Origin of the sequence: Hafnia paralvei ATCC 29927 (assembly GCF_001655005.1) — a bacterium.
GTDB classification, from domain to species: Bacteria; Pseudomonadota; Gammaproteobacteria; order Enterobacterales; family Enterobacteriaceae; genus Hafnia; species Hafnia paralvei.
This window is the reverse complement of sequence record NZ_LXET01000054.1, coordinates 79,189-104,775: the sequence shown is the minus strand read 5'-3', so window position 1 is coordinate 104,775 and position 25,587 is coordinate 79,189. Positions and strand designations below refer to the sequence as shown.

The 25,587-nt window shown below is 49.4% G+C and carries 29 protein-coding genes; 7 read left to right on the top strand and 22 right to left on the bottom strand.

The annotated features are described in order from the left end of the window. Positions 1–600: 600 nt before the first annotated feature. Together M988_RS17660 and M988_RS17655 are read left to right on the top strand one after the other, a co-directional pair. Positions 601–1,926 carry an SLC5/6 family protein gene (locus M988_RS17660; RefSeq protein WP_008814888.1) on the top strand — a complete coding sequence of 442 codons (1,326 nt, stop codon included), beginning with the start codon at positions 601–603 and terminating at the stop codon, positions 1,924–1,926. Positions 1,927–2,002: 76 nt separating this feature from the next. Beyond that, positions 2,003–3,319 (top strand): L-cysteine desulfidase family protein, encoded by a 1,317-nt coding sequence (locus tag M988_RS17655; protein ID WP_174705381.1) that lies wholly within the window; start codon positions 2,003–2,005, stop codon positions 3,317–3,319. A gap of 202 nt (positions 3,320–3,521) precedes the next feature. Here the strand turns inward: M988_RS17655 and M988_RS17650 are convergent, their stop codons facing one another. Both M988_RS17650 and ubiU read right to left on the bottom strand, forming a co-directional pair. After that, on the bottom strand, positions 3,522–4,400 hold the full coding sequence (locus M988_RS17650; protein WP_008814890.1) for a U32 family peptidase: 879 nt from the start codon (positions 4,398–4,400) through the stop codon (positions 3,522–3,524). Between the two features lie 11 nt (positions 4,401–4,411). After that, on the bottom strand, positions 4,412–5,407 hold the full coding sequence (gene ubiU / locus M988_RS17645) for a ubiquinone anaerobic biosynthesis protein UbiU (protein ID WP_008814891.1): 996 nt from the start codon (positions 5,405–5,407) through the stop codon (positions 4,412–4,414). Positions 5,408–5,709: 302 nt separating this feature from the next. Here ubiU and ubiT point away from each other — a divergent pair, with 302 nt between their 5' ends. Both ubiT and M988_RS17635 read left to right on the top strand, forming a co-directional pair. Beyond that, positions 5,710–6,231 carry a ubiquinone anaerobic biosynthesis accessory factor UbiT gene (ubiT, locus tag M988_RS17640; protein WP_008814892.1) on the top strand — a complete coding sequence of 174 codons (522 nt, stop codon included), beginning with the start codon at positions 5,710–5,712 and terminating at the stop codon, positions 6,229–6,231. Continuing rightward, a complete protein-coding gene (locus M988_RS17635) occupies positions 6,225–6,743 on the top strand; it encodes a GNAT family N-acetyltransferase (RefSeq protein WP_064575168.1) in 519 nt (172 codons plus the stop codon). The genes ubiT and M988_RS17635 overlap by 7 nt, the downstream gene beginning before the upstream one ends. 80 nt (positions 6,744–6,823) lie before the next feature. On the opposite strand, the gene M988_RS17630 is transcribed toward M988_RS17635, so the two are convergent. The 4 genes from M988_RS17630 to M988_RS17615 all read right to left on the bottom strand — a co-directional run bounded on the left by M988_RS17630 (position 6,824) and on the right by M988_RS17615 (position 10,043). Beyond that, positions 6,824–8,131, bottom strand: coding sequence for a cytosine permease (locus tag M988_RS17630; RefSeq protein WP_064575166.1), 1,308 nt, complete (start codon positions 8,129–8,131; stop codon positions 6,824–6,826). 81 nt (positions 8,132–8,212) lie between these two features. After that, the gene (locus M988_RS17625) at positions 8,213–8,902 is read right to left on the bottom strand and encodes a helix-turn-helix transcriptional regulator (protein ID WP_004093744.1); all 690 of its coding nucleotides are present in this window, start codon (positions 8,900–8,902) and stop codon (positions 8,213–8,215) included. 25 nt (positions 8,903–8,927) lie between these two features. Continuing rightward, positions 8,928–9,338 (bottom strand): GNAT family N-acetyltransferase, encoded by a 411-nt coding sequence (locus tag M988_RS17620; RefSeq protein ID WP_008814895.1) that lies wholly within the window; start codon positions 9,336–9,338, stop codon positions 8,928–8,930. Between the two features lie 330 nt (positions 9,339–9,668). After that, entirely contained in the window at positions 9,669–10,043 is a 375-nt protein-coding gene (locus M988_RS17615) for a GIY-YIG nuclease family protein (protein WP_064575163.1), read from the bottom strand. A 68-nt stretch (positions 10,044–10,111) separates the two neighbouring features. Here M988_RS17615 and M988_RS17610 point away from each other — a divergent pair, with 68 nt between their 5' ends. Then, complete coding sequence (locus M988_RS17610) at positions 10,112–10,546, top strand: YhbP family protein (RefSeq protein WP_008814897.1); 435 nt, start codon at positions 10,112–10,114, stop codon at positions 10,544–10,546. 122 nt (positions 10,547–10,668) lie between these two features. Further along, positions 10,669–11,298, top strand: a complete 630-nt coding sequence (locus M988_RS17605) for an NAD(P)H-binding protein (protein WP_064575162.1) — start codon at positions 10,669–10,671, stop codon at positions 11,296–11,298. Here M988_RS17605 and phnP read toward each other — a convergent pair. From phnP to phnC, 14 genes are all read right to left on the bottom strand, one after another. After that, on the bottom strand, positions 11,283–12,071 hold the full coding sequence (gene phnP, locus M988_RS17600) for a phosphonate metabolism protein PhnP (protein ID WP_008814898.1): 789 nt from the start codon (positions 12,069–12,071) through the stop codon (positions 11,283–11,285). The genes M988_RS17605 and phnP overlap by 16 nt on opposite strands. Before the next feature lie 2 nt (positions 12,072–12,073). Then, positions 12,074–12,517: an aminoalkylphosphonate N-acetyltransferase gene (gene phnO, locus M988_RS17595; RefSeq protein ID WP_008814899.1), complete on the bottom strand. Its 444-nt coding sequence runs from the start codon at positions 12,515–12,517 to the stop codon at positions 12,074–12,076. A gap of 15 nt (positions 12,518–12,532) precedes the next feature. Beyond that, positions 12,533–13,096 (bottom strand): ribose 1,5-bisphosphokinase, encoded by a 564-nt coding sequence (phnN, locus tag M988_RS17590; protein WP_008814900.1) that lies wholly within the window; start codon positions 13,094–13,096, stop codon positions 12,533–12,535. Continuing rightward, positions 13,096–14,232, bottom strand: coding sequence for an alpha-D-ribose 1-methylphosphonate 5-triphosphate diphosphatase (gene phnM / locus M988_RS17585; protein WP_061059240.1), 1,137 nt, complete (start codon positions 14,230–14,232; stop codon positions 13,096–13,098). Before phnM ends, phnN begins: the two co-directional genes overlap by 1 nt. 12 nt (positions 14,233–14,244) lie before the next feature. Beyond that, complete coding sequence (gene phnL / locus M988_RS17580) at positions 14,245–14,934, bottom strand: phosphonate C-P lyase system protein PhnL (RefSeq protein WP_064575160.1); 690 nt, start codon at positions 14,932–14,934, stop codon at positions 14,245–14,247. A 9-nt stretch (positions 14,935–14,943) separates the two neighbouring features. After that, a complete protein-coding gene (phnK, locus tag M988_RS17575; RefSeq protein WP_048797488.1) occupies positions 14,944–15,750 on the bottom strand; it encodes a phosphonate C-P lyase system protein PhnK in 807 nt (268 codons plus the stop codon). Beyond that, a complete protein-coding gene (locus M988_RS17570) occupies positions 15,747–16,595 on the bottom strand; it encodes an alpha-D-ribose 1-methylphosphonate 5-phosphate C-P-lyase PhnJ (protein ID WP_039187896.1) in 849 nt (282 codons plus the stop codon). The genes phnK and M988_RS17570 overlap by 4 nt, the downstream gene beginning before the upstream one ends. Then, positions 16,588–17,673, bottom strand: a complete 1,086-nt coding sequence (locus M988_RS17565) for a carbon-phosphorus lyase complex subunit (RefSeq protein ID WP_064575158.1) — start codon at positions 17,671–17,673, stop codon at positions 16,588–16,590. Before M988_RS17565 ends, M988_RS17570 begins: the two co-directional genes overlap by 8 nt. Next, positions 17,657–18,256, bottom strand: coding sequence for a phosphonate C-P lyase system protein PhnH (phnH, locus tag M988_RS17560; RefSeq protein ID WP_008814906.1), 600 nt, complete (start codon positions 18,254–18,256; stop codon positions 17,657–17,659). The genes M988_RS17565 and phnH overlap by 17 nt, the downstream gene beginning before the upstream one ends. Next, positions 18,256–18,729 (bottom strand): phosphonate C-P lyase system protein PhnG, encoded by a 474-nt coding sequence (gene phnG / locus M988_RS17555; protein WP_008814907.1) that lies wholly within the window; start codon positions 18,727–18,729, stop codon positions 18,256–18,258. Before phnG ends, phnH begins: the two co-directional genes overlap by 1 nt. Further along, on the bottom strand, positions 18,730–19,455 hold the full coding sequence (phnF, locus tag M988_RS17550; RefSeq protein WP_004093784.1) for a phosphonate metabolism transcriptional regulator PhnF: 726 nt from the start codon (positions 19,453–19,455) through the stop codon (positions 18,730–18,732). A gap of 18 nt (positions 19,456–19,473) precedes the next feature. Then, complete coding sequence (phnE, locus tag M988_RS17545) at positions 19,474–20,268, bottom strand: phosphonate ABC transporter, permease protein PhnE (protein ID WP_008814908.1); 795 nt, start codon at positions 20,266–20,268, stop codon at positions 19,474–19,476. 83 nt (positions 20,269–20,351) lie between these two features. Beyond that, positions 20,352–21,368 (bottom strand): phosphonate ABC transporter substrate-binding protein, encoded by a 1,017-nt coding sequence (gene phnD, locus M988_RS17540; RefSeq protein ID WP_064575156.1) that lies wholly within the window; start codon positions 21,366–21,368, stop codon positions 20,352–20,354. A 35-nt stretch (positions 21,369–21,403) separates the two neighbouring features. Then, entirely contained in the window at positions 21,404–22,207 is an 804-nt protein-coding gene (gene phnC / locus M988_RS17535; protein ID WP_004093798.1) for a phosphonate ABC transporter ATP-binding protein, read from the bottom strand. Between the two features lie 132 nt (positions 22,208–22,339). On the opposite strand from phnC, the gene M988_RS22900 reads away from it, so the two are divergent. Continuing rightward, positions 22,340–22,477, top strand: a complete 138-nt coding sequence (locus tag M988_RS22900) for a hypothetical protein (RefSeq protein ID WP_156518188.1) — start codon at positions 22,340–22,342, stop codon at positions 22,475–22,477. Here the strand turns inward: M988_RS22900 and nrdG are convergent. Next, a complete protein-coding gene (nrdG, locus tag M988_RS17530; RefSeq protein ID WP_020303460.1) occupies positions 22,469–22,933 on the bottom strand; it encodes an anaerobic ribonucleoside-triphosphate reductase-activating protein in 465 nt (154 codons plus the stop codon). The two genes, M988_RS22900 and nrdG, sit on opposite strands and share 9 nt — an antisense overlap. Positions 22,934–23,121: 188 nt before the next feature. Next, entirely contained in the window at positions 23,122–25,260 is a 2,139-nt protein-coding gene (gene nrdD / locus M988_RS17525) for an anaerobic ribonucleoside-triphosphate reductase (protein ID WP_039187898.1), read from the bottom strand. Positions 25,261–25,587: the final 327 nt, after the last annotated feature.

Genomic DNA, 25,587 nt, shown 5'->3' with positions numbered 1-25,587 from the left:
CTGGTTTTTAGGTTGATGTTAATCGTATGTGATAATTAATCAATAGCTGGCTGTGTTAATGCGTGCTACAGCGAAAGCAACGTTATCTGGAGGAGAGGTCTATGAAGCTATGAGAGAAAATGCAGTTTAAGATTCTATTTGATTTCATTTTTATAACAAAATAAAGATGGTTGTGCTGAATGGCTGTTTTGCCTTGCTAGAGATGTGATGTCCATCATGTTAGTAAGGTTTTGTTCTTTGATTTTCTACTAAGGGTAATCTGCTGGACTTCACAAAAATTATCCCAGTGGCGATTACGTTACATCAGTTAAAAAGACGCATAAGATAAAATATCTTTTAAATTCATCATATTGTAGATATCAGGGTGTATCCCAAGTTATGGATTTCATAAAGTAGCTATCTGGGAGTCAAAATTTTTAGTGTTATCCTCTTTTGGTAGAAAATTTTTCTCGCAACGTGCCGTTACTTGGGTGTGAGTTGAAAAAATATTCTCCAGAGAGCAGCGTATCATTTTTGCATAATAAAAAAGCCTGCAAATTACGTCTGTACATTAAAAAGAAAATAAAACCTACACTTATAATATTGCGAGCGAGAGCTATTATGGAAACCGCAACAGAGAATAGCAGTGTCGTTGTTAATGATTATCCTTCAGATAGTCGTGGAGGAATGACAGAAAGCGAATGGAAAGCAGCAACAAAGTTTGATAGCACTGATGCCGGTTGGATTATTATGAGCATCGGGATGGCTATTGGCGCGGGTATTGTATTTTTACCCGTACAGGTAGGGCTGATGGGTTTATGGGTATTCTTACTCTCATCCATTATTGGCTATCCAGCGATGTATTTGTTTCAGCGCTTATTCATTAACACCTTAGCGGAATCACCAGAGTGTAAAGATTATCCTAGTGTTATTAGCGGATACTTAGGTAAAAACTGGGGGATATTATTAGGCGCATTATATTTTGTTATGTTGGTTATCTGGATGTTTGTTTATTCCACAGCGATTACCAACGATAGCGCTTCATATTTACACACTTTTGGCGTAACAGATGGACTACTTTCTGAAAACCCATTCTATGGTTTAGTCCTTATCTGCATTTTGGTTGCCATCTCTTCACGGGGCGAAAAGCTTTTATTTAAACTGTCTAGCTTTATGGTTCTCACCAAGTTGTTGGTCGTAGCCGCGTTAGGCGTATCCATGGTGGGCATGTGGCATTTATATAACGTGGGCTCTTTGCCGCCGATGGGACTGCTCATTAAGAACGCGATTATCACGCTGCCGTTTACTTTGACGTCTATCCTGTTTATTCAAACGCTGAGTCCGATGGTGATCTCATACCGTTCTAAAGAGAAATCGCGTGAGGTTGCTCGTTTTAAAGCATTGCGAGCGATGAATATTGCCTTTGGTGTTTTATTTGTCACAGTATTCTTTTACGCAGTTTCTTTCACCTTAGCGATGGGGCATGACGAAGCAGTTAAAGCCTATGAGCAGAATATTTCAGCATTGGCGATTGCAGCGCAGTTCTTTCCTGGTAGCTGGGCGACCGTGGTTAGCGTTATTTTAAATATCTTTGCGGTCATGACTGCTTTCTTTGGTGTTTATTTAGGCTTCCGTGAAGCGACTCAGGGCATTGTTATGAATATCCTGCGTCGTCGTATGCCGGCTGAAAAGATCAATGAGAAATGGGTACAAAACGGAATTATGCTGTTTGCCATTTTATTGGCATGGAGTGCAATTATTCTGAATGCGCCAGTATTAAGCTTTACTTCAATTTGCAGCCCTATTTTTGGGATGGTCGGATGTTTGATTCCGGCTTATTTAGTCTACAAAGTACCCGCTCTACATAAATACAAAGGTACTTCACTCACCATTATCATTATTACCGGATTGCTGCTATGTGTGTCTCCATTCCTAGCATTCTCCTAATAAGTTAAAAACTGAATATTTTTGTAGTCTTGTTATTAAGGTCTGAATTATGAGCAAGTATGAAAGCGAAAATCTGTTGTGTACCGAATCGCGTGATGAATTGTGGAATGAGTTTATCCGTGCGGTACAGCAGGAAGTCAAGCCAGCTGTGGGCTGTACCGAGCCGGTATCTTTGGCTCTGGCCGCTGCTATTGCCGCTTCATATCTTCCTGAGCCTGTTGAGCGTATCGAAGCGCGCGTATCTCCTAACCTAATGAAAAATGGTATGGGGGTGACAGTCCCAGGTACTGGGATGGTCGGCCTCCCGATCGCCGCGGCAGTTGGAGCGACCGGGGGAGATCCCAAAGCAGGATTGGAAGTGCTCAAACATGCGACGCCACAGGCCGTTGAGGCAGGGAAGTCTCTTCTGGCTAGTGGGGGTGTGTCGGTTTCTATTCAACAGCCGTGTGAGCATATTCTGTTTTCTCAGGTCACAGTGTTGGGTGCAACGGAATCGGCCTGTGTCACCATTGCTGATGGGCATACCAACGTCATTAAAATTGTGAAAAACGGTGAAGTGCTGTTTGACGCACGGCTGCACTCCGATGAATCCTCTGATGCGCCTTGTGCGGAAGGGTATTGTCTGAAGAAAGCATCATTACGTCAGGTATTCGATTTTGCCGTTAATGTCCCGCTAGAACGCATCCATTTTATTTTGGAGGCTGCGACGTTAAACAAGGCGCTATCGTTGGAAGGATTGAGCAAGCAGTATGGTTTGCACATTGGTGCAACGCTCCAGCGCCAACGTGACCGTGGTTTATTGGCTCGTGATCTACTGTCGGATATTATGATTCGCACGTCCTCTGCGTCTGACGCACGTATGGGAGGCGCCGTGATGCCAGCCATGAGCAACTCAGGCTCTGGTAATCAGGGAATCACTGCCACGATGCCTGTTGTCGTAGTGGCTGAATATCTTGGTGCGGATGAAGCGCAATTGACTCGAGCTTTAATGTTATCGCACCTGACCGCGATATACATCCATAGCCAGTTGCCTACCCTGTCAGCGCTGTGCGCGGCGACAACGGCGGCGATGGGCGCTGCTGCTGGGATTGCGTGGCTGATTGAAGGCCGTTATGAACCGGTTGCGATGGCGATTAGCAGCATGATCGGTGATGTTAGCGGTATGATTTGCGATGGAGCTTCTAACAGCTGTGCCATGAAGGTTTCGACCAGCGTTTCGGCTGCCTACAAAGCGGTGCTGATGGCGTTAGATGATAGCTGTGTGACGGGGAATGAAGGGATTGTAACCGACGATGTGGACCGCTCTATTGCCAACCTTTGTGCTCTGGCCTGCCATTCCATGCAGCAAACCGACACTCAGATTATTGAGATAATGGCAAAGAAAGCCTCATAACAGGTAACGACTTGAAGCCTTTTAAAATGGGAGCCGAGGCTTAATGCCGGTCACTTAAGCGTGATTTTAGGGGAAGTGCACCGATGGGGTCGTAGCAGCTTTAGCTGCCGGAGCGCCCCGCGGTGTGCTAGCCCCGTGTATCTCGATCTCTTAAACGATCAGCATTAAGCCGAGGCTCCCATTTTTACGACAATATAAAAACTTACTGTATTAACTCTAAGCCAGCGACTCGTTGCCAGTACCCGTTACAGTCGGCGCGATTTTCCAACGTTAGTGGTTCAAGCCCTCGCTCGTTAGCACGGAATTGGCTTAGCACATTCAGCGTGTCCATGCTCTCCGGAGATAGGCGTACGATATCAACTAATCCCTGCATTTCTAGCTGATTATTGCCGAGGTTATAGCAATAGCCACTTTGTGTCTGAATACCGTTAAGCACGAAAACTTGCTGATTTTCCTGTGATAAAACGCGGCGTCCTTGGGGGTATTTAATGCAGCAGGTTTCGCACTGATCTTTCGGCAAATCTTCTGAACGGGCGGTAAAGCAGCGTGCGGAATAGGCCAGTGGCAGGTGCCCGTAACTCAGAACTTCCACTTCAAACTTATTGCGAATGCCTAAGCTTTCACACTGGTCCATCACGTTTTTCAGCCAGTCGTGGGAGAGTTCAACCGGCATACACCAACGTACCATTCCCTGTTTTTGTAACAGACGCAAGGTGACCGCGTTGTAGCAGTTCAGCGCGTGGCCGGCTACAAACGGCAGTTTACGCTCCGCGGCCATATTCACCGTGCCTAAGTCGTTGGCTTCAATTAAAAAATCGCCGTTTTCGACATAGCGCTTCAGCTCATTAAGCTCGGAGGGCGCTTGCAACAGCGCCAGAGTAGAGATCACCACCTGCTTGCCTGAGTGCGCTACTTGCTTGGCCACATCCAACCAGTCGGCAACTTTCATCTCACGACGTTTTGAACACACAGTTTCACCGAGATAAATGATGTCAGCTTCACTTTGCGCGGCAGCCTGATAAAAAGTTTCTATTTCATTTTTTGGCCAGTAATAGAGCACGGCCCCTAAAGAATATTTCACGATTTTGTTCCTTACTGCCATTTCCGGTGATAGGCACCCAGCGTGGTTTGGGTGCCTTCAGCCATCGCGCCAAGGCTATCCATCCAGCTCTGTTCTGCTTTATAGCCCTCAGGATCTTTCTGACAACGGTCAATGGCTTGACGCCATACTTTTGCCACTTGGCTGACATAGGCAGGGCTACGTTGACGTCCTTCAATCTTCACTGAGGCAATATTCGCGCCCATCAAATCGGGCAGCAGTTCGAGCGTATTTAGGCTGGTGGGCTCTTCCAGCGCGTGATATTTCTCGCCATCGACCAAATAACGCCCTTTACACAGCGTTGGATAGCCTGCGTTTTCACCCTCTTCATAGCGGTCAATCAGGACATCATTAAGGCGAGATTCCATTCCCTGTGGCGTTTGCTGCCAGCGAACGAAACGAGCCGGAGAGCAGGCACCTACGGTATTAGGTGACTCACCGGTGAGATAAGAGGAGAGGTAGCAACGGCCTTCAGCCATGATACACAGGCTGCCGAAAGCAAAAACCTCCAGCGGTACTTCGCTAGTGCGAGCCAATTGTTTCACCTGATGAATTGACAGCACACGCGGCAATACCACGCGCGAAACATCGAAGTGTTGTTTGTAGAAACGAATGGCTTCATCATTCGTTGCCGATGCCTGCACAGAAACGTGGCGCTCAACCTGTGGGTAGCGCTCTGCCGCGTATTCCAACATGGCGAGATCGGCTAAAATAAGTGCATCGGCGCCTAACTGTGCTGCCATATCCACGGCTCGTTCCCAGCGAGCGTAGCCATCAGGATGAGCAAACGTATTGATAGCGATATGCAGCTTACGTTTATGGTTATGCACGTAGCTCACGGCTTCTTGGAGCTTTTTCTCAGTAAAATTCAGGCCAGCAAAATGGCGAGCGTTAGTATCATCTTTTAAGCCGATATAAACGGCGTCTGCGCCGTTATCAATAGCTGCCTTCAGAGCAGGCAAATTTCCGGCGGGGCAAAGCAACTCCATATATCATTCCTGAACGGGCCACGGTAGCGATGAGTGGCAATTAATGACAACAGGTGATCGGTTGAACCCTGAGTGATAATTTTAATGGCGATCATTCTAGAGAACCCATTCATCGGCTGTTTTGATTTGAGGCAGTTTCTCGTGTGTTGACAGCAGCAACACGACGGTTATTCTTTATCCAAATTTTTGTTGGCCTATCGACTTACTTGGCTAATAAGGGTGCATTTTGTTGATATAGCGCGCGGTCTTGTGCTGCTGATGTGGCAAAATACCAACAACCAGTATTATGAGGAGTCACTCCAGTGTTGGAACAATTACGAGCACGTTTAGTGCGTCAAGGTCCGGCGTTTTTAAGCGTCCCGTTAAAATTCACGCCGTTTGCTCTACAACGGCAGGTGCTGGAACAACTGCTTGGCTGGCAATTTCGTCAGGCGCTCGCAGATGACGAATTAGAGTTTCTGGAACAGCGTTGGCTGAAAGTTGAAGTGCGCGATCTCGGCCTTAAGTGGTTTGTCACCGTAAACGAAGGCAAGCTGCAAGTGAGCCAACATCAGGATGCTGACGTGAGTTTCAGCGCCGATGCTAACGACTTAATCTTGATTGCTGCGCGCAAGGAAGATCCTGATACGCTGTTTTTCCAACGTCGTTTACGCATTGAAGGTGATACTGAGCTTGGCTTATATGTCAAAAACTTGATGGATGCGATAGATTTGGATGCAATGCCTAAACCATTACGGTTTGGTCTGCTACAGTTGGCAGAGTTTGTTGATGCTGGAATGAAAGAAGTATCTACGTCCGCTACCCAAGAGGTTTCACCATGCTAATCCGCGTTGAAATTCCTGTTGATGCTGCAGGTATTGACCGGCTGCTACGCAACGCGTTTCCCTCGAGCGAAGAGGCTGAGCTAGTGCATCGCCTGCGCGAAGATGGTCTGCTGACGCTAGGCGTCGTGGCGACTGATGAAGAGGGCGGTGTGATTGGCTATGCGGCGTTCAGTCCCGTTTACGTCGATGGTGAAGATCGCCAATGCGTTGGGCTGGCTCCGGTCGTGGTTGATGAAGCTCATCGCCGTCAAGGACTTGCGGAACAGATCATTTATGAGGGGCTAGATTCTCTGAATGAGTTTGGCTATTCGGCTGTCGTTGTACTCGGTGAACCGGCCTATTTCTCTCGCTTTGGTTTCCAGAACGCCGCTCAGCAAGGGCTACGTAGCCATCTGCCAGGCACTGAGGACTCCTTTTTGGTGTATCCATTAGCCGGTGGTGAAATGGAGAATTGCAAAGGCGTGGTGGAATACTCAGCGCCTTTTGGGCGTGGTGAGTCCACCACGTTCTAGATAAAGTGTTTTTCTACGGATACCCCCATAGCTGGGAGTATCCGCGTATTTATTGCACCGTTATTGCACTACAAATTTCACTACAGCGCCTTTTCAGGTTCAACGGTTTTTTGGCTGCGATTGACAGCCAACGTGGCCAACCAATAGATCAGGCTGGCGGCAAGCAATGAGTTGATAGTCGGAATTCCCCATTCAGTCACCAATCCAACAATACTGCCAACAATGCTGGCGATAATGGCTATCCAGCCAATAGCAGGCGTTTGAACGTCATCTGGCAGCTTTCCTTCTGACCGGCTCAGATCCAAAATCTTACGGTGAGAGCGCACCACAAAATAGTCGACCAGCATGATGCCGATGATCGGTGGGAATACCACGCCGAGTACGGTTAAAAAATCAACAAACCGATCCAGTATACCTAGCACGGAAAGCGTGGTTCCAAGGATGCCAATCACTAACGTCGTTGAGATATATTTGAGTTTTTTACCCGTTAGCCCTTCGACAGCGTTCACAATGCCCAGCGACGAAGAATAAAGGTTAAGGTCATTCACCCTCAGCGTTGAGAACACCACGACTAACAGGCCAGCACCACCCGCAGCCTGAGCCATAATAGTCACAACATCAGCTGTTCCTAGCGTCTTGGCGATCAAAATGGCCAGCCCGTTGATGATAAACTCACCAGCAACAATGGTTAAAATCGTTACGCCTAATACATGTTTACGATTTTTAGAGTAACGCGTTAGATCGGGAGTCATCAGGCTCGCCACAATGGCGCCGCCGACAACGATAGTGATACCTGCGCTAATTGAAATGGGTTCACCGGGAGGCAATAACTGCATGATTTCAGGCAGGTTATGTCCAGATAAAACATTAAAGGAAATATACGCTACCAGTGAAATAAACATGGGTACTGCTATTCTTGCCGCAATGCGCAATGCCTTGAAACCAAATGCGACCAATATCGTCAAAAAGCTACCAGATAAAGCCGCCGCCCAGCCAAAGCCCAATTTATGGTTAAGGGCAAAATCCAGTGATTTAGCGAAAATAGCGTTTTGTATCCCAAACCAACCAAGTAAACTGACGGCAACAACTACCCCGATCAGCACCGAGCCCAAGCGTCCAAAGCCGCACCATCTCGCTAATAGACTACCGGAGATCCCTTCGCGCATTCCCGCCAGCCCAAGACCATAGGTCACAATTCCAAATATAACGCTGCCGATGAGGATGGCGGTAAACGCATCAGTCAATGTCATGGAGTTACCGAGTACAGCGCCAAGCATGAATTGATCCAGCGCGGTCAACATGCCCATATGAACGATAGCGACGCTTAAAAATGAAACCCTTTTATCCTGTGGCACTCTGCTCAGTGGATAATCTTCAATTTTGATCACGATAAGGTATGCCTTTTATGGTTTATTCCCGTCATATTTAAAGTTGCATATGGGGTACCTACAACTTAAATTATTTAGGGTTTAGATAAACTGAATTCCCTTTGCTACCAGTCTGTCAGGAATATAGTTGTCCAATTGCTCAAATTGACAGAACTCCTCAAATTGCTGCTGTGTATGGACGTCACATTTTTGATAAATCGTATAGATTCTGTTTTCTATTGTTTTGGTGCTGATGTTATATATTTTTGCAATCTCTTTCACTGAAAGCCTTTGTAGCATTAGGAATATAACGTCGAGCTCCGCACGGGTAAAAGTCTCACTATTAGTTTCGGTGGTTAGAATACTTGGCTTTTGATGATTTATATATTTAAGCGGCGATAAGCTATTAAGCGGTTTGGCGTTCCACATCACACCAATTAATTCTTTTTTATCATTATAAATGGGCAGCTTCTCGCTAATAAATGGCATGAGGAAATCTTTCCCATACCAATAATGCGTTTCTATTACGGTAACGCGATCTTGAGATTCCTCAGTTCTTTTATCATGCTCGATAAATTCAGGTGAGAATTCAGCCCAATGAGCAGGAAACTCATTGTCCAGCTTACCTTCAATATCAAAGTCTAATGGCGTATTGGTATAGAGATAAGCCGCTTTGTTCATATAGATATGGCGGGATTGGCGATCTTTAATGCCCCATGGCTCACTCAGGTGTTCCATCATGGCAATGAGGCCCTTGAAATAAATTTCATTATTCTTTTCGGGCAAATCCATTTCAACCTCACCGCGCAACGAAGGGTTAAATTTCTTTAGCTAGGTAGTGTCGTGTGAATTTTTTTGCATAACCGTCTAAATTACCATAAACGCGATAGCCTAATTTTTCATAAAATCCTCTGGCCTGAAAATCGAAAGTATCAACATAAGCCATATGGCAACCGCGTTTTGATGCTTCTGCCTCCGCTCTTACCATTAACTGACGGCCATATCCGCATTTACGATATTTATCGCTAACCCAAAGATATTGAACTTCAAGCCCTCCCCACCACGTTCTTGCTACCAGCCCACCAACGATTTCTCCATTATCGTCGGTAACGGTCAAAAATAATGGATGGATATCGACGGCTTCGGTTTTGCTGTTATGAGCCCAAAGACTGTCAATCACATACTCTTCATCCTGTGGGTTTGGTGCATCCGTAACATTGATCTTCATTATGAAATATACCCTTGCATGTGAATAATTAAATACGAAACTAATTAATTAAATTAAACCACGTTTAATATCACTTTCCTTAACGTGTTACAAGAGTGGTTTTCACCCGTTCCTACAAGGGACAAAAGTGTCTATATTGACTGTGACAGAGTTAAAAGAAACCAGCTTAACTTATAAAAGTTATCTGCTAGGGCTGCTCTGTCTGGAAATGCTGATTTCGCCTCACCAGGGCACCGCTAAAAAAGAATAACGAGAACGTATGACTTCACCAGTAGAGCAAATGCAAATTGCCGAAGTGGAGTAGGTTGTTTACGTCTTGATTTATAAGATTTATTGCTTAGTTGTTTGTTTTGCAGACAGTTGCGTTGAACTAAGATGTCTGCCTGAAACTGCCGATTTACCGCTCAAGATAGCTTCTAACCATACTTCTAGTAATGCTGGTTTTTCAGCAACCAATCTTTCTTTCTGCTTTTTATTCAGTTGCTTAATCCGATGTTCTAGCCGCAACGCCTGTCCTTGTTCACCGACTAAGTCGCTGAATGCCAGCTGCAGCGGTCCCTTGCCGCGCAATGCTTTGGCTCCTCGCCCTGTTTGATGCTGCTGATACCGGCGCTCCACGTCGGTGGTAATGCCGGTATAAAGCGCACCAGAAGCGGTTCGGATTAGATAGAGATACCAGAGGGTTTCGTGCGGTTCAGTGGTCATTAGGGTAAGGCCAATTAACGTCTTTATGGCATTATACCCTCCATCAAAGGATCTTGTGAGGCCAACGAATGACAACCGATAAAGAGCATATTTGCCGCTTTTTGAATGCTCAGCATGTGCTCACGCTAGCGACCTGTTGGGAAGGCGAGATGTGGTGCGCTAACTGCTTTTATGTGTTTGATGAGGTGCGGATGGCGCTCTATTTTATGACTGAAACCCGCACGCGCCATGGTGGGATGCTGCTCAATAATCCTAAGGTTGCTGGCACCATCGCACACCAAACTAAAACCATTGCGCTGATTCGTGGCCTACAATTCTCTGGCGAGGCGGTTCAATTGCAAGGGGAAGAGGAACAGCGCGCGCGTAGTCTCTATTATCAACAGTTTCCGGCGGCGAGGCTCATGTCTGCGCCGGTGTGGCAGCTTTCGCTTCATCAGATCAAAATGACGGACAACAAACTGGGTTTTGCTAAGAAAATTCACTGGGAGAGGGATCCCGAATAAGAATAATCCAGCTTCATCGGTTTAGATGTCACAATACTTAGATATGTATCACTGAAACTTAATGTCTGAAGTTCATACCCTCTGCTTTTCTAGCGTTATACTCAAGAGAGGGAGGATAACGGATGAAAACTTTATTGTTAGGCGCGACCGGTTTGGTCGGAAGTGAACTACTCAAACTTCTAGAGCAAGATCCGGGCATCAGCAAGATATATGCCCCAACGCGGAAGCCACTGCCGCCATCAGAAAAACTGGTGAATCCAGTTGCAGACGATCTCTGTGCCACGATGGCAACATGGACGACCCCGATCGATATCGCGTTTTGCTGTTTAGGCACCACGCGCAAAGATGCTGGCAGTGATGCTGCGTTTCGCTACGTTGATTATACGTTGGTCGTTGAATGTGGCTCTGTTGCGTTGAAAAATGGTTGCCAGCACTATGTGGTGGTGAGCGCGTTAGGTGCGAATCCAGAGTCATCATTCCTTTATAGCCGCACTAAAGGGGAAATGGAAAAGGCACTAGAGCTACAGGCGTGGCAATTCTTAACGATTTTGCGTCCTTCGATGTTACAGGGCGGACGCTCTAAACCACGACTGTTAGAACAGATTTCGGAGCCTATCTTTAAGCTGCTACCTGAAAAGTGGAAGGCGGTTGAAGCGTCGGCCGTTGCTATGGCGATGTTGAAATCAGCGCGTAATCCACCGCCGTATCGTTTGCAGATTATTGAATCCGAGCAGATTCAAAAATACGCGTAGTCATACCCGTCAGCTTTTGCGGTCAGCGTTAACCCATCTCTGGCCGCTTCAATCCCCTTGGGTAGCGCATTTTCCATCATCCATAAATCGAACTGATGACTAATATGTGTCAGCCATATTTTCTGGCAGCCAATCTCTTTCTGTAATTCAACCACCGTATTGAGGTCGTTATGATTTTTCGGAGTGAAAGCCCGTGGCTCATAGCTACAATCGATAATGATGATTTCCGGTGGCTGGTGGCGTAAGACGTTTAACGTGGACTCGGGTAATCCGGCAGTATCTGTCAGATAGGCAATGCGGCGATCGGGCGTTGCCAGAAGATAGCCAAATGTCAGCTTGGAGTGATTGAGCGGCAGCGGCGTCACCTGCAGCTCCTGTAAATAAAATGGCTCAAATGCGTTCAACCGATGGTTAAAATCAAGCATCCCCGGATGTTTGAATAAATCGTCGCAGCCCAGTTCATCTGGGGGGCCATAAACTGGAATGGCCGCCCCCATTCCCCAACGTAACGGAAATAATCCTTGGACGTGATCCATATGATAATGCGTCAGCAGAAATTGGCTAATTTGTGTAGGCGTGAAGCGTTCAGTGAGATCGTGTAAGCCGGCATCAAGCAGCGTGAGCGCGCCGTTATATTCCAGCATCGCGCTACAGGGTTTTCGTCGATAAGACGGTTGCTGCTGGGCTCGCAGGCAGGCTGCACATTCGCAGCCAAAAGCTGGAACTTGTTGTGCACCGCCGGTGCCTAAAAACGTCAGCTTGAGAGTGCTCATTGCTACAGCTCCGACAACGGCTTAACGAAACGGAAGTGGGTATGTAGATAGCCCTCACGCAGATAAAAACGGTGGGCGTCGTGGCGTGTCGCGCGGGTAGACAGCTCGATCTGCTCTGCACCTAATTCACAGGCGATATTCTCCGCCCAGCGCAATAGCGCTTTCCCAACACCAGCGCCGCGAGCCTGCGGTGAGATAACCAGTTCTTGAATTTCAGCAATCCAGTTCACATGGTGCAAATGGTATTGCAGATGGATACCGATAAAACCCAGTATCTCATGACCTCGCGTGGCTAAGGTGTAGTGCACATGTGGATTAGCCAAATTCATCGCATAGCCTTTGGCGAAGGCGACAGAATCAAATTCACACTGTTCCAGTTCGCAAATTAACCGGTAAACGGCGGCTTCATCCAACGCGGTGGCGGGGCGTAAAATAATGTCAGACATGAAAGTGCCTCTAATTTATGCTGAAACGGATACGGGCGTCGTTTCAACCATCAAGCGTAAAAAAGCCTGAACCGTGTGGGACAAGCCATCATTATTGTTCAAATAGTAGCAACCCGCGTTTTCAGCTAGCTGATAATCTCTCGCTCGCTGTAAACGTTGCTCAATTTGCTGAGGAGTTTCACGTCCTCGAGCCTGTAGCCGTTGACGGAGTATGTTAGGAGAAACTTGTAAGCAAACCGCCAGCATAGCGTTACCGTAGCGTTCACGTGCGAAAGGAAGATGGGCACGTGAGCCGTTCACCACCACGTTAATCCCCTGTGCCAACCACTGATCGATTTCGATTCCCAGTGCATAGTAGTGCTGGTTAGCCTGCCAGTTTAGCGCGAAAAGCCCTTGGCTCCGGCGTTGCATAAATTCGGTTTCACTCAGCTCAATATGGTTTTCAGAGCCTGCATTGCAGGCTCGAGTGATATAGCGATGCGCAACCAGCAGTGGGATGGTTTGCTGCTTGCGTAGCGCCTGCAGCAAACTGTCTTTACCCGATCCCGATGCGCCAACCAGATAAATTAATTTTCCCATCAGAATACCCGTATGCCTTCGCGCCAGACATGATTGACATGAACGTGCTCGCCATGACGCTGTGCTAACACCAGATCGGCTCTTTTGCCTTCAGCCAGTATGCCACGGTCGGATAACCCGAGGGCTTTGGCTGGGTTACGCGTCACTAAGGATATAGCCTGCGGCAGCGTAAACGCATTGCTGTCGCAGGCTGCTACGCTGAATGCGGCATCAAGCAGGCTTGCGGGGTAGTAGTCAGAAGAGAGGATATCCAGCACGCCCAATGAGGCGAGCTCGTGAGCGGCGACATTCCCAGAATGCGAGCCACCACGCACGATATTGGGGGCTCCCATCATGACCTGTAAACCGCGCTGGTGTGACGCATGCGCGGCTTCGGCGGTAGTCGGGAATTCGGCTATCACGCTGCCCAGTTTATGTGATTCGTCTGCGTGCGCCTCGGTGGCATCATCATGGCTGGCAAGTGCGATACCTCGTGAGCGACAAAGCTCAGCAATGGCATGTCGATTAGGCTGTGACCAACGCTCGGCGTTTTCTAACTGCTCGCGTTCATAGGTATCCATCTGCTCATCGCTGAGATGATATTTGCCTTGGAAATATTCGCGGTATTTTTGCGGATTGACGAACTGACGCTGACCGGGGGAGTGATCCATCAGCGAAACCAGAGAGACGCCACGTTTCTCAATCAACTGTTGAAGCAGCGGCAACGTACTGTGATGCGGAAGTTCACAACGCAGGTGCAGACGATGCTCAGCACGATTCACTCCGCGTTGCTGGCTATCGATCACTGCGTTGATCATCTTTTCCAGATTGTCTAAACGGTCGCCGCCGTCGCGTACATCACCGAGCGCCACCGCATCGAGTACGGTAGTAATGCCGCTGGAAACCATTAATGCATCGTGGCTGCTCATGGCTGAATGCGCTGGCCAACTGACTTTGGGGCGCGGAGTAAAAAACTTATCGAGATTATCGGTGTGCAATTCAATTAGCCCAGGTAGAAGCCAGCCACCGTTGCCGTCTAGCGCTTCGGGTAAACGACTATCGCTGTCGGCAACGGTGCGGATCACGCCATCTTGAACCTCGATCGAACCCGTAACCACTTCGTTTTCCAGCACCAGTTTGACGTTATTAATGATCATGGTTTTGCTCCGCTATTCAGTCATCACATGCAGACGATCTGCTACGTGATTGCGTACGGCTTCATCGTGGAAAATACCCACAATGGCAGCCCCACGTGCTTTGGCTTCGTCAATCAGGCTTACAACAGCCGCGCTGTTGGTGGTGTCCAGCGATGCGGTGGGTTCATCAAGTAATAAAATGGGGTAATCGACGACAAATCCTCGCGCGATATTTACCCGCTGTTGTTCACCGCCGGAAAAGGTAGAGGGCGCTAAGTGCCACAGGCGTTCGGGGACGTTGAGGCGAGTTAACAGAGCGGCGGCTTTTTGCTCGCAGGCTTGGCGTTCAAAGCCAAGCTCCAGCATGGGCTGCATAACCACCTCTAAAGCGCTAATCCGCGGGATCACGCGTAGAAACTGGCTTACCCAGCCAATGGTTTTGCGGCGTACCGCAAGAATTTGTCGTGCCGGAGCCTGAACCATATCCAGCCATTCGCCTTGATGATTCACCCAGATGCTGCCCTCGTCAGGAAGATAATTGGCGTAGAGTGAACGCAATAGCGTTGATTTTCCGCTGCCTGAGTGGCCATGCAACACTACACATTCGCCAGAGTGAACCTCTAATGATGCGCCCGCTAGCACTGGCAAATGGATGCTATTCTGATGATGCAACACGAAGGTTTTACTCAGGTTTTCAACGCGTAAGCGTGTCGTTGTAGTCATAATTTTCGCTCAGTTTTGTAAGACAGAAGAAACCAGCAGTTGGGTATAGGGATGGTGCGGATCGTCAAGCACACGATCTGTCAGACCACTTTCCACCACTTTTCCCTGCTTCATCACAAGAAGACGGTGTGCTAGCAGACGCGCAACGCCAAGATCGTGGGTGACGATCACCACCGCAAGTTGCAGATCCACCACCAGCGTGCGCAGGAGATCCAACAAACGAGCTTGAACAGAAACGTCGAGCCCGCCGGTGGGCTCGTCCATAAACACCACGCGTGGATGCGTCACTAGATTGCGTGCAATTTGCAGACGCTGCTGCATACCACCAGAAAAGGTGGTAGGTAGATCGTCGATGCGGGTTGCTGGGATCTCTACGTCTTCTAGCCAGCGCATCGCTTCCGCACGGATATTGCCGTAGTGCCGTTGTCCCACGGCCATCAGGCGCTCGCCGATATTGCCACCGGCTGATACGTGGGGGCGTAAACCATCGAGAGGATGTTGATGTACCACGCCCCATTCGGTACGTAACAGACGCCGGCGATCGCTTTCACTCATGGCATATAAATCGCGTACGCCTTGAGTACTTAGGTAACGAATGCTGCCTTGTTGTGGCGTGAGTCGGGCTGAGATCGCTTTAAGCAGCGTTGTTTTTCCTGAGCCTGATTCACCGACGATCCCCAGCACTTCTCCTGGATAGAGATCGAAGGTGACATCGCTAAAACCTTTGCCCGGCGCATAGAGATGAGTCAGGTTATTCACGGAAAGCAGCGGCAGGTCATTCTCTGGCGCGGAGAAAATCGAATCTGTGTTATTCATTGCGCATTGGCCTCATTGTGCTGGCGGCAGAAATCGGTATCCGAGCAAACGAACATGCGTGCGCCTTGATCGTCGAGGACCACTTCATCCAGATAGCTCTGCTTCGAGCCGCAGATTGCACAGGGTTGATCCCACTTCTGGACGCTAAAGGGATGATCGTCAAAGTCGAGACTTTCCACTTTGGTGAACGGGGGAACTGCATAGATCCTCTTTTCACGACCGGCACCAAATAGCTGTAGCGCTGGCATCATGTTCATCTTTGGATTATCAAATTTAGGGATCGGCGATGGAGCCATCACATAGCGGTTGTTCACTTTGACCGGATAGTCATAGGTAGTGGCGATATGTCCAAAGCGCGCAATATCCTCATACAATTTCACCTGCATCACGCCGTACTCTTCCAGAGCATGCATTTTGCGGGTTTCAGTTTCGCGAGGTTCGATAAAACGCAGCGGTTCAGGCATTGGCACTTGGTAAATGATGATTTGATCTTCACGCAGCGGCGTTTCAGGAATGCGATGGCGAGTTTGGATCAGCGTGGCGTCGGCGGTGGTTTCGGTCGTCTTCACGCCGGTGACGCGCTGGAAAAAGCGACGAATAGAAACCGCGTTGGTGGTGTCATCTGCACCTTGATCGATCACTTTTAGCGTATCTGACTCACCAATGACGCTGGCAGTTAGCTGGATCCCGCCGGTTCCCCAGCCGTAGGGCATTGGCATTTCGCGACCGCCAAAAGGAACCTGATAGCCGGGGATCGCGATCGCTTTAAGGATAGCGCGGCGGATCATGCGCTTGGTTTGTTCATCCAGATAACCAAAGTTATAGCCGGTTAGCACGTTAGTCATGTGCGTTCTCCTGACGGTCATTGAATTCCTGCTGCAAGCGATTGAGCAGCTCCAGTTCAGCTTGGAAATCAACGTAGTGAGGGAGTTTGAGATGTGAAACAAAGCCTGCGGCTTCCACGTTGTCGGCGTGAGCTAAAACAAACTCTTCATCCTGCGCAGGGCCTTTGACCTGTTCTTGGTAATCAGGAGCTTGAAGGGCGCGATCGACTAACGCCATCGCCATCGCTTTACGTTCGCTCATGCCAAATACCAGGCCATAGCCGCGCGTGAAGTGTGGGGGAGTATCCTGTTCCGCGACAAAGCCGTTAACCATTTCACATTCGGTAAGCAACAGCTCACCCACGTCAACGGAAAATCCGAGTTCTTCTGGCGTAATGCTGAGCTTCACGAAGCCGCTACGAATCTCGCCGGCAAACGGGTGATTGCGCCCGTAACCGCGCTGGGTGGAATAGCCTAGCGCCAGTAGATACCCCTCATCGCCGCGCGCCAATTGCTGCAAGCGTGAGGCGCGTGAGCAGGGATAAACCGGCGGATTTCGGGTGATATCATCGGGTTCGTGGCCGTCATCGTGTTCTTCACGAGCCAGATTTTGCTGCGCCAACATGCTGAAAACATGTGGGCAGGGAATTTCTTCTGCTTCGGAAACTTGTTCTACGTTAGGCATTTCGCCGTTTGCCAGCAGCGTAAAATCCAGCAGGCGATGGGTATAGTCATAGGTTGGGCCCAACACCTGCCCACCGGGTAAATCTTTGTACACCGCAGAAATTCTTCGTTCTAGCCGCATCTCACCCGTATCCAGCGCGTTGCTGATCGCCAAACGAGGTAGCGTGGTGCGATAGGCTCGTAGTAAAAAGATCGCCTCAACCAGATCGCCGCTGGCCTGTTTGATCGCCAACGCCGCCAGTTGTCTGTCGTAGATCCCGCCTTCGGTCATCACCCGATCGACCGCCAAAGCCAATTGCTGCTCGATTTGATCGACGTTGAGTTCGTCAAACTGCGTTGATCCGCGACGCTTCTGTTCTTGCAAACGGTGGGCCGCTGCAATGGCTTTTTCTCCCCCTTTAACGGCTACGTACATCGAACACCTCCACATGAGTCGTGCGTGGTATGGCAAGCAGACGTTCTCCACAGGTAAAGATAAAATCGCAGCCTAGCGGGAAAGCGTGTAAACGTTCGGTTAATGCGTTGAGTACAACGTCTGAAATCTGCGGTGCAATCATGCGCTCTTCAAGAATTCCGGGACCGGTCAGGCGTAGCATGTGGCCGCCGCTAAGGCTTTTCACCTCAACAATCACCGTGGCGCTGGCTTCCGGTGAGACATCTTCTCCCTGTGCGAAATCATTGAGTTGCTTAGCGCGTACCTGATCATTCACAACGGTAAAGGTGGCCTGTGATGGTTCGGTGGCGAGCACTGCTCCGGTATGAAAACGCAGATTCTGGCAGGCAGTTTCCGAGCATAATTCAGGCGCTAACCATACAGGTGTATCTTGGTCGCTTAGGGTGAGCAATACGCTGGTGGTTGCACTGTTCAACGGCTGCCAGCCCTCTGGCGTGTTATTCAAACTCACTATGACACCCGGCTCGCTCATGGCTTTGAGCAGGCGGCGAAAATGGTGTTGTGCATCCTGCACAGGTAAGGTAAAGGCGGTCATCAACGTCATTAGTTATCTCCGCGAACCAGAGTGAAGAAATCTACTCGGCTGGCTGCAATTTCTTGAGCGCGCTGCTGGTGTCGTTCTTGTTGCAGCGCGGCGAGGGGATTAATCAGGTTTTCCAACAGATGTGGCGCGTGCTCCCGCTTTTGCAGTAGGGCGTCAATCAACGCGCAACGTTCGGCGTGTAACTTATCGCGCCCCAATAGATAGCTATAACCGTAGGTACCACACTCCAACTGGATAACCGCACGGGTCAGCGTGGCATCACCAAGGAAAAATCGCTGGCCGCGGGCTCCCGCGCGAGCCTGAATCTGAACCAACCCGGTTTCTGCTGAGCGGATATTTTTCCATTCCACGTGGGGAAAGTGCATGACATCCCACAATGGATTTAGGTCGTCCGGTTGGCTGTGCGCTAGAGTCGCCATCCAGCGCTGGCGTTCAGCAAGGGAGAAATGTGCATGAGTGTGTGAGGCGTCCATCTAGTGCTCCATAGTCAGTTCAATCATGTCGGCGCGCGTCAGGCTGACGGAGTATTCCGCTGGCTGAGACTGGCCTTCACGGTGATTCAAGGTACGCACACACATTAGCGGTGCATGGGTGGCAATTTCTAATAATCGGCTCTCTTTGGCCTGAGCTCGGCGAGCGCTGATGCGGGTTTGTGTTCGGCTAAGTTCACAGCCGAGATGTTGTTGAATGTAGTCGTGCAGCGATCCGCTGGTAAATTGTTGCAGCGCGCCCCACCAAGTGAGATCTGGCAGGAAGTGGTCGATAACGCATACCGGCACGCCGTTGACACGGCGTAGGGTGCGTAGATGGATCACCTGCTGCCCCTCTTCCATACCTAATGCATCGGCGATGTGGCTAACCGTTGGGCGCAATACGGAAATCAAACGTTCGCTGGTGGGATGGCTTCCTTGCTCCAGTAAGTTCTGGCTAAAGCGCGCCTGTGAATGCAGCGGGTAGTCAAAAGGACGCATCAGAACTAAAACACCGACGCCCTGACGGCGTTGTACCCAGCCACGTACCACTAATTCGTCGATAGCGCGGCGTAGGGTGTGGCGATTAACGTCATAATGTTCGGCTAATTGATGTTCGGCTGGGAGATAGTCACCACACTGATAGTTCTGGCGTAGTTCAAGCTCCAGCAGGGCGGCAATTTCCTGATAACGCGTTGGATAGCTGGTCGGATGTCTAGATAAGTGCATACAAACAAAGCCTCTTAATCAGATGAAGTGCTTGCGTAGACGTTGAGACATGAAATCCAGCAGGCTGACGGTGACGATGATGAACACCATCAGCGCGCAGGTTTGCTGAAATTGAAATCCGCGGATCGCTTCCCACAGCGTGACGCCGATGCCGCCGGCACCCACCATTCCCACCACGGTGGCGGAGCGGACGTTAGATTCAAATCGGTAGAGTGAATAAGAGATCCACAGCGGCATGACCTGTGGCAGTACGCCGTAAATAATTTCTTCCAACTTGTTGGCACCGGTGGCTTTTACACCTTCGATTGGGCCAGGTTCGATGGCCTCTACCGCTTCGGAAAACAGTTTTGCCAAGACGCCAGTGGTATGGATAAACAGTGCCAGTACGCCGGCGAATGGGCCAAGACCTACCGCAACCACAAACAGCATGGCGAACACCATTTCGTTAATCGCGCGGCAGGCATCCATCAGACGACGGGTCGGTTGATAGATCCACCACGGCACAAGGTTTTCAGCACTCATCAGGCCGAGTGGAATTGAAAGCACAATAGACAGGGCTGTGCCCCAGACGGCGATTTGCAGCGTAACCAGCATTTCACCAAGATATTGCTGCCACTGGCTAAAATCGGGAGGGAAGAAATCAGCGGCAAAGGTAGCCATGTTTCCTGCATCACGAAATAGGGTCAGCGGAGCCATTTCTGCACCGTGCCAAGACCAAGCCAGTACCGCAATTAGAATTGCCCAAGTGAACAGGCTAAACCAACTTCGTTTTTGCTCCGGCACTGCTGGCGCGGTGGATTGAGTGGTTTGCATTTGTTTCTCCAATTCGGTGATGTGTGAGCTTTCATCCGTCTTGCAGCCTCTATCGAGAGGCTGCTATAAGGATTTACGCCTCATCACTGAGTCGCTGTTTTCAAACTATTCATCGCGTTAAGTGCAGAACTTAGGCGATCGAGATCGTCCATTTGAGCCTGTAGCGCTGCGGTTTTTGTCGCTTTGTCCGCAGGACTTAACCCTTCGTTGGCTTTGAGCGTCTGGCTCTGTTTAAACAGTGAAAGCTGACGGATAGGGACGAGCTGTAGGTCGCTAGAGGGACGGAACGGTGCCCAGCTCAGGCCCTTTAATACCTGCTGTTCTTCGGGGGTTTTGCCGTAGTTCATAAAGAAGCCATAGATCTTTTGTTTAGTCTCTTCAGGGAGATTTTTGCGCCACACGATCGGGTCGCCCGGAATCAGAGGGGATTTCCAGATCACCTTCAGATCTTTGAATTTTTCAGGTGCGGTGATCTTCAGACGATCGAGGTTTTCAGTGTTATTGGTTGCGACGTCGACCTGCTTATTGGCGACGGCTAAGGCGTTGGTTTCATGATTGGCGTTGACGGTACGTTTGAAGTCGCTGGCGGCAGTGTTGTTTTTGGCAAAAACGTAGTAACCGGGGACCAAATAACCGGAAGTGGAATTAGGATCGCCGTTGCCGAAGGTCAGATCTTTCTTCTTGGCGAGCATTTCTTGAACGTTGTTGATTGGGCTATCTTTGTTAACGATTAATACGCTCCAGTAGCCTGGGGAACCGTCTGCTGCCACGGTTTGGGCAAAGACCTGACCGTTGGCGCGATCCACTGCTTCCATTGCCGATAGGTTGCCATACCAAGCAATATCAACCTTGTTGAAACGCATTCCTTGGATAATGCCTGCGTAGTCCGGTGCGAAGAAAGCATTCACCTTCACGCCCAGCGTTTTCTCCATATCCTTCAGGAATGGATCCCACTGGGGTTTTAGGTTTTGTTGTGATTCTGTAGAGATGATGCCGAAGTTTAATGCTGGAGCCTGATCGTCTGCGTGTGCAGTGCCGAAAAGAGTACAGACGCTGAAGGCCAGTGCGGCTACGGTTTTGCAAGCTACCTTGTAAGTCATGACAACTCCATATGAAGTTTGGTAAAGGTTGTTATTTAGGCCGCAACGGCTTCGGCTTCTGGATTCGGTACGTCAACGCGGTTAACACCACGGTAGAGATGTTCGATTTGTTCACGCTGTAGATGGGCGCTTGCACCGTCGTAGAACACATGACCCTGACGTAACGCAATCACGCGTTCGCAATAGCGCAGTGCGTAATCAACCTGATGCAGAGTCACCACTACGGTGATGCCATCTTTTTGATTAATATCCAGTAGGGTTTCCATCACGATGCGGGCTGATTCTGGATCGAGCGAGGCAATGGGTTCGTCGGCAAGAATGACTTTGGCTTTTTGCATCAATGCTCGGGCGATCGCCACGCGTTGCTGCTGTCCGCCAGAGAGTGTGGACACTCGCTGTTGGGCAAATGACGCCATGCCTACGCGGGTAAGTGCCTGCATCGCTTGCTGTTTTTGTTCTTGGGTAAACCAGCCGCAGCAGGTACGCCAAAACGGCGTAGCGCCTAATGCACCGATCAACACGTTTTCCATAACGGTAAGACGGTTAACCAAATTGAACTGCTGGAAGATATAGCCGATATGGCTACGGCTGCTGCGGATGTCTGAGGCTAGACGCCCCTGTTTTTGAATGGTTCGTCCGAGTAATTCGATATGGGAGTCGTCGCGACGGTCTCCGGTGATAAGGCCACTCAAATGGCGCAATAAGGTTGATTTTCCTGAGCCAGAGGGGCCAAGCAACGCGACCATCTGGCCTTGCTGAACTTCTAAACCAACGCTGTGAAGCGCCTGCTGACCTGCAAACGTCTTGCTTAGATTCGTGACGCGGATGATCGGTGACATGGCGTAACCCCCATTTGTGGGTTGGGCGAAATTAAGTTGCGCTCATGGTGCCGTTCGAAAATGACAGAATGGTTATTTATATGTTGCAGAAATATGAATAGTTAAAGGCGGTCAGATGACAGGAATGAATAGATGAGAGGCTACAGGGCGATGGATGCAGGCTTACCGTGGCTTAAATCGAAGATATCCGTCGGTACCGGTATCTTCGAAGAGAGTGCCACTGGTGAACCATTGAAGGTTGGCTCTTTTATATCCGAGTTTTTAGCGTAGTTTATGGATCACTTGATTGCTGCTACCGCGCCAGATCAGCATCGGATCTTTGAGGTCCTGAACGAATTTTCCATCGACCAGAACGTTGATCAGATCAACCACTTCTTGTTGAGCGGCGTTGAGCTCGTCTAGCTTATAGCCAGTCCAGACCCAAATGTCTTTGCCTTCACATTCGGCGCGCACGCGTTGTACGAGCTTAAGTATAAAAGGCACATTTTGTGGATGCAGTGGATCGCCGCCGGAAAGGGATAATCCTTGGCGGCGAATACGAGTATCGTTCAGATCGTTGATGATCTGATCTTCCATTTCTTGGGTAAACGGTAGGCCTGAATTCAAACGCCATGTGCTTTTGTTGTAGCAACCAGGACATTCATGCACGCAACCAGAAACAAACAGCGTGCAGCGTGTACCCGGCCCGTTGACGACATCGACGGGGTAATATTGATGGAAATTCATTGAAGGTTTGCCCATTAGGCTATGTTACTTGCCGTTTATGGATTCGGGCTGCGCTGACTTTCTTGCAAAAAATCGGTTCATGTACGTGCATGCTCCGGATCTTCTGCGCAGGCCGCATTCAAATTGGCGGCGACAATAACGCTGACTGAACAAGCCCAAAACAGAACCTGTTCAGTCAGTTCGCGATATTAACCAATCTGTCCGTTATTCAAATGCTTAACGCGACGTTTAACTTCTTCCTGCTTACCAGCGTTGAACGGACGAGCATCCGGGCTACCAAGATAGCCACATACGCGGCGGATCACTGAGACTTTGGCCGAGTCGTGATTGCCACATTTCGGGCAGGTGAAGCCTTTACTGGTACATTCGAACTCGCCGGTGAAACCGCATTCGTAGCATTCGTCAATTGGCGTATTGGTGCCGTAGTACGGCACTCGACTGTAGCTATAGTCCCATACGTCTTCCAGCGCTTTCAGATTGTGCTGTAAGTTTGGATATTCGCCGTAGCAAATGAAACCCCCGCTCGCCAATGGCGGGTAAGGTGCTTCGAAATCCAATTTGTCGTACGGATTAACTTTTTTCTCAACGTCCAAGTGGAAGCTGTTGGTGTAATAGCCTTTGTCGGTGACGCCCGGTACTACGCCGAATTCAGCGGTATCTAAGCGGCAGAAGCGGTCACATAGGTTTTCGCTCGGCGTGCTGTACAGGCTGAAACCGTAGCCGGTTTCTTCTTTCCAGCTGTCTGTCGCCTGCTGCAAACGGGCAACAATGGCAACGGCTTTTGCACGCAGCGCTTCGTCATCGAATACGTGAGTCTGGTTGCCAAACAGCGCATTGATAGTTTCATGAATACCGATGTAGCCCAGTGAAATAGAGGCGCGGCCATTCTTGAAGATATCAGCGATGTTATCGTCGGCTTTCAGACGCACGCCACATGCACCTTCCATATACAAAATGGGGGCAACGCGGGCTTTAATGCCTTCCAAACGCGCGATACGCGTCATTAAAGCTTTCTTAGAAAGTTCTAAACGTTCGTCCAGAAGTTTCCAGAATGCGGCTTCGTCACCTTTAGCTTCTAATGCAATGCGCGGCAGGTTTAGGCTAATGACACCGAGGTTATTACGACCTTCATGGATCATCTCACCGTTTTCTTCATACACGCCGAGGAAGCTGCGGCAGCCCATCGGGGTTTTGAAGGAGCCGGTCACTTTAACAACTTGATCGTAGTTAAGAATATCGGGGTACATACGCTTGCTTGCGCACTCTAATGCCAACTGTTTGATGTCGTAGTTAGCATCGCCAAACTTGTGGTTTAGGCCATCGCGGATGGCAAACACCAGTTTAGGGAAGACGGCTGTTTTGCGATTTTTGCCCAAGCCCGCGATACGGTTTTTTAGGATCGACTGTTGAATCAAGCGTGATTCCCAGCTGGTTCCCAGACCAAAGCCAAAGGTAACAAATGGCGTTTGACCGTTAGCGGTATGCAATGTGTTGACTTCATATTCCAGCGATTGGAATGCGTCGTAGCACTCTTTTTCCGTACGTGTTTTTGCATAGCCGTCGGCGTCAGGGATGTTCCACTCTGCGGCGGTCTGACGATGCTTTTCAAAGCTGGCGGTCACAAACGGCGCTAGAACTTCGTCAATTCGATTAATGGTAGTGCCGCCATAAATATGGCTGGCAACCTGCGCGATGATTTGCGCGGTCACGGCGGTAGCGGTGGAGATGGATTTAGGGCGCTCAATTTCAGCGTTCCCCATCTTGAAGCCGTTGGTCAGCATGCCTTTAAGGTCAATCAGCATGCAGTTGAACATAGGGAAGAACGGAGAGTAATCCAGATCGTGGTAGTGAATTTCACCACGCTCATGCGCTAGCACAACGTCACGCGGCAAAATATGCTGCGTCGCATAGTGCTTAGCCACAATACCCGCTAATAGATCGCGTTGGGTTGGGATAACTTTACTGTCTTTGTTGGCGTTTTCGTTGAGCAAAGCCGCATTGCTTTGTTCGACCAGGCCACGGATTTCCTGATTAAGACGGCCGCGTTGTTCACGAGAGACGTCACGGTCATGACGATACTCAATGTATGCGCGCGCAAGCTGCTTATAGTTGCCTGCCATCAGTTGGTTTTCTACGGCGTTTTGAATCACATGGATATCAACACGTTCGAGATCCGCCATCTGCATAGCGACTACGCGGGCGACGGTTGCACAATAGTCGGTATCATCAACGCCTGCCGCTTGGGCAGCGCGCACCACAGCTTCTTTGATTCGCTGTTCGTCAAAAGGTACCTGACAACCGTCCCGTTTAATCACTATAGGTTTCACCGCTTCGCTCCTTTTACCCGGTTCATGTGTTATCCACAGCCGAAATCCGCATGCTATAAGGCCTGGCGGACTTTTGTGGATGCTTTGTGGATAACTACTACATATGGGTGCTATCTAATGTGTTGGACACTATATATGGTATTTGTTTTTTGTGAAAGCACAGTAGTTTGACTTAGCGCAAAGATTTTTATATTCGGTAGAAACGTTATACAAACCGAGAGCGAGGTCGATTTTCTCAATGTAAACGAGGTTGTTTGCAGGTGGTACTTAGGTGGTTAATGAGGTGTGATGTGGCTGTAGAATACAATAGGATTTGTATGGGTTTTA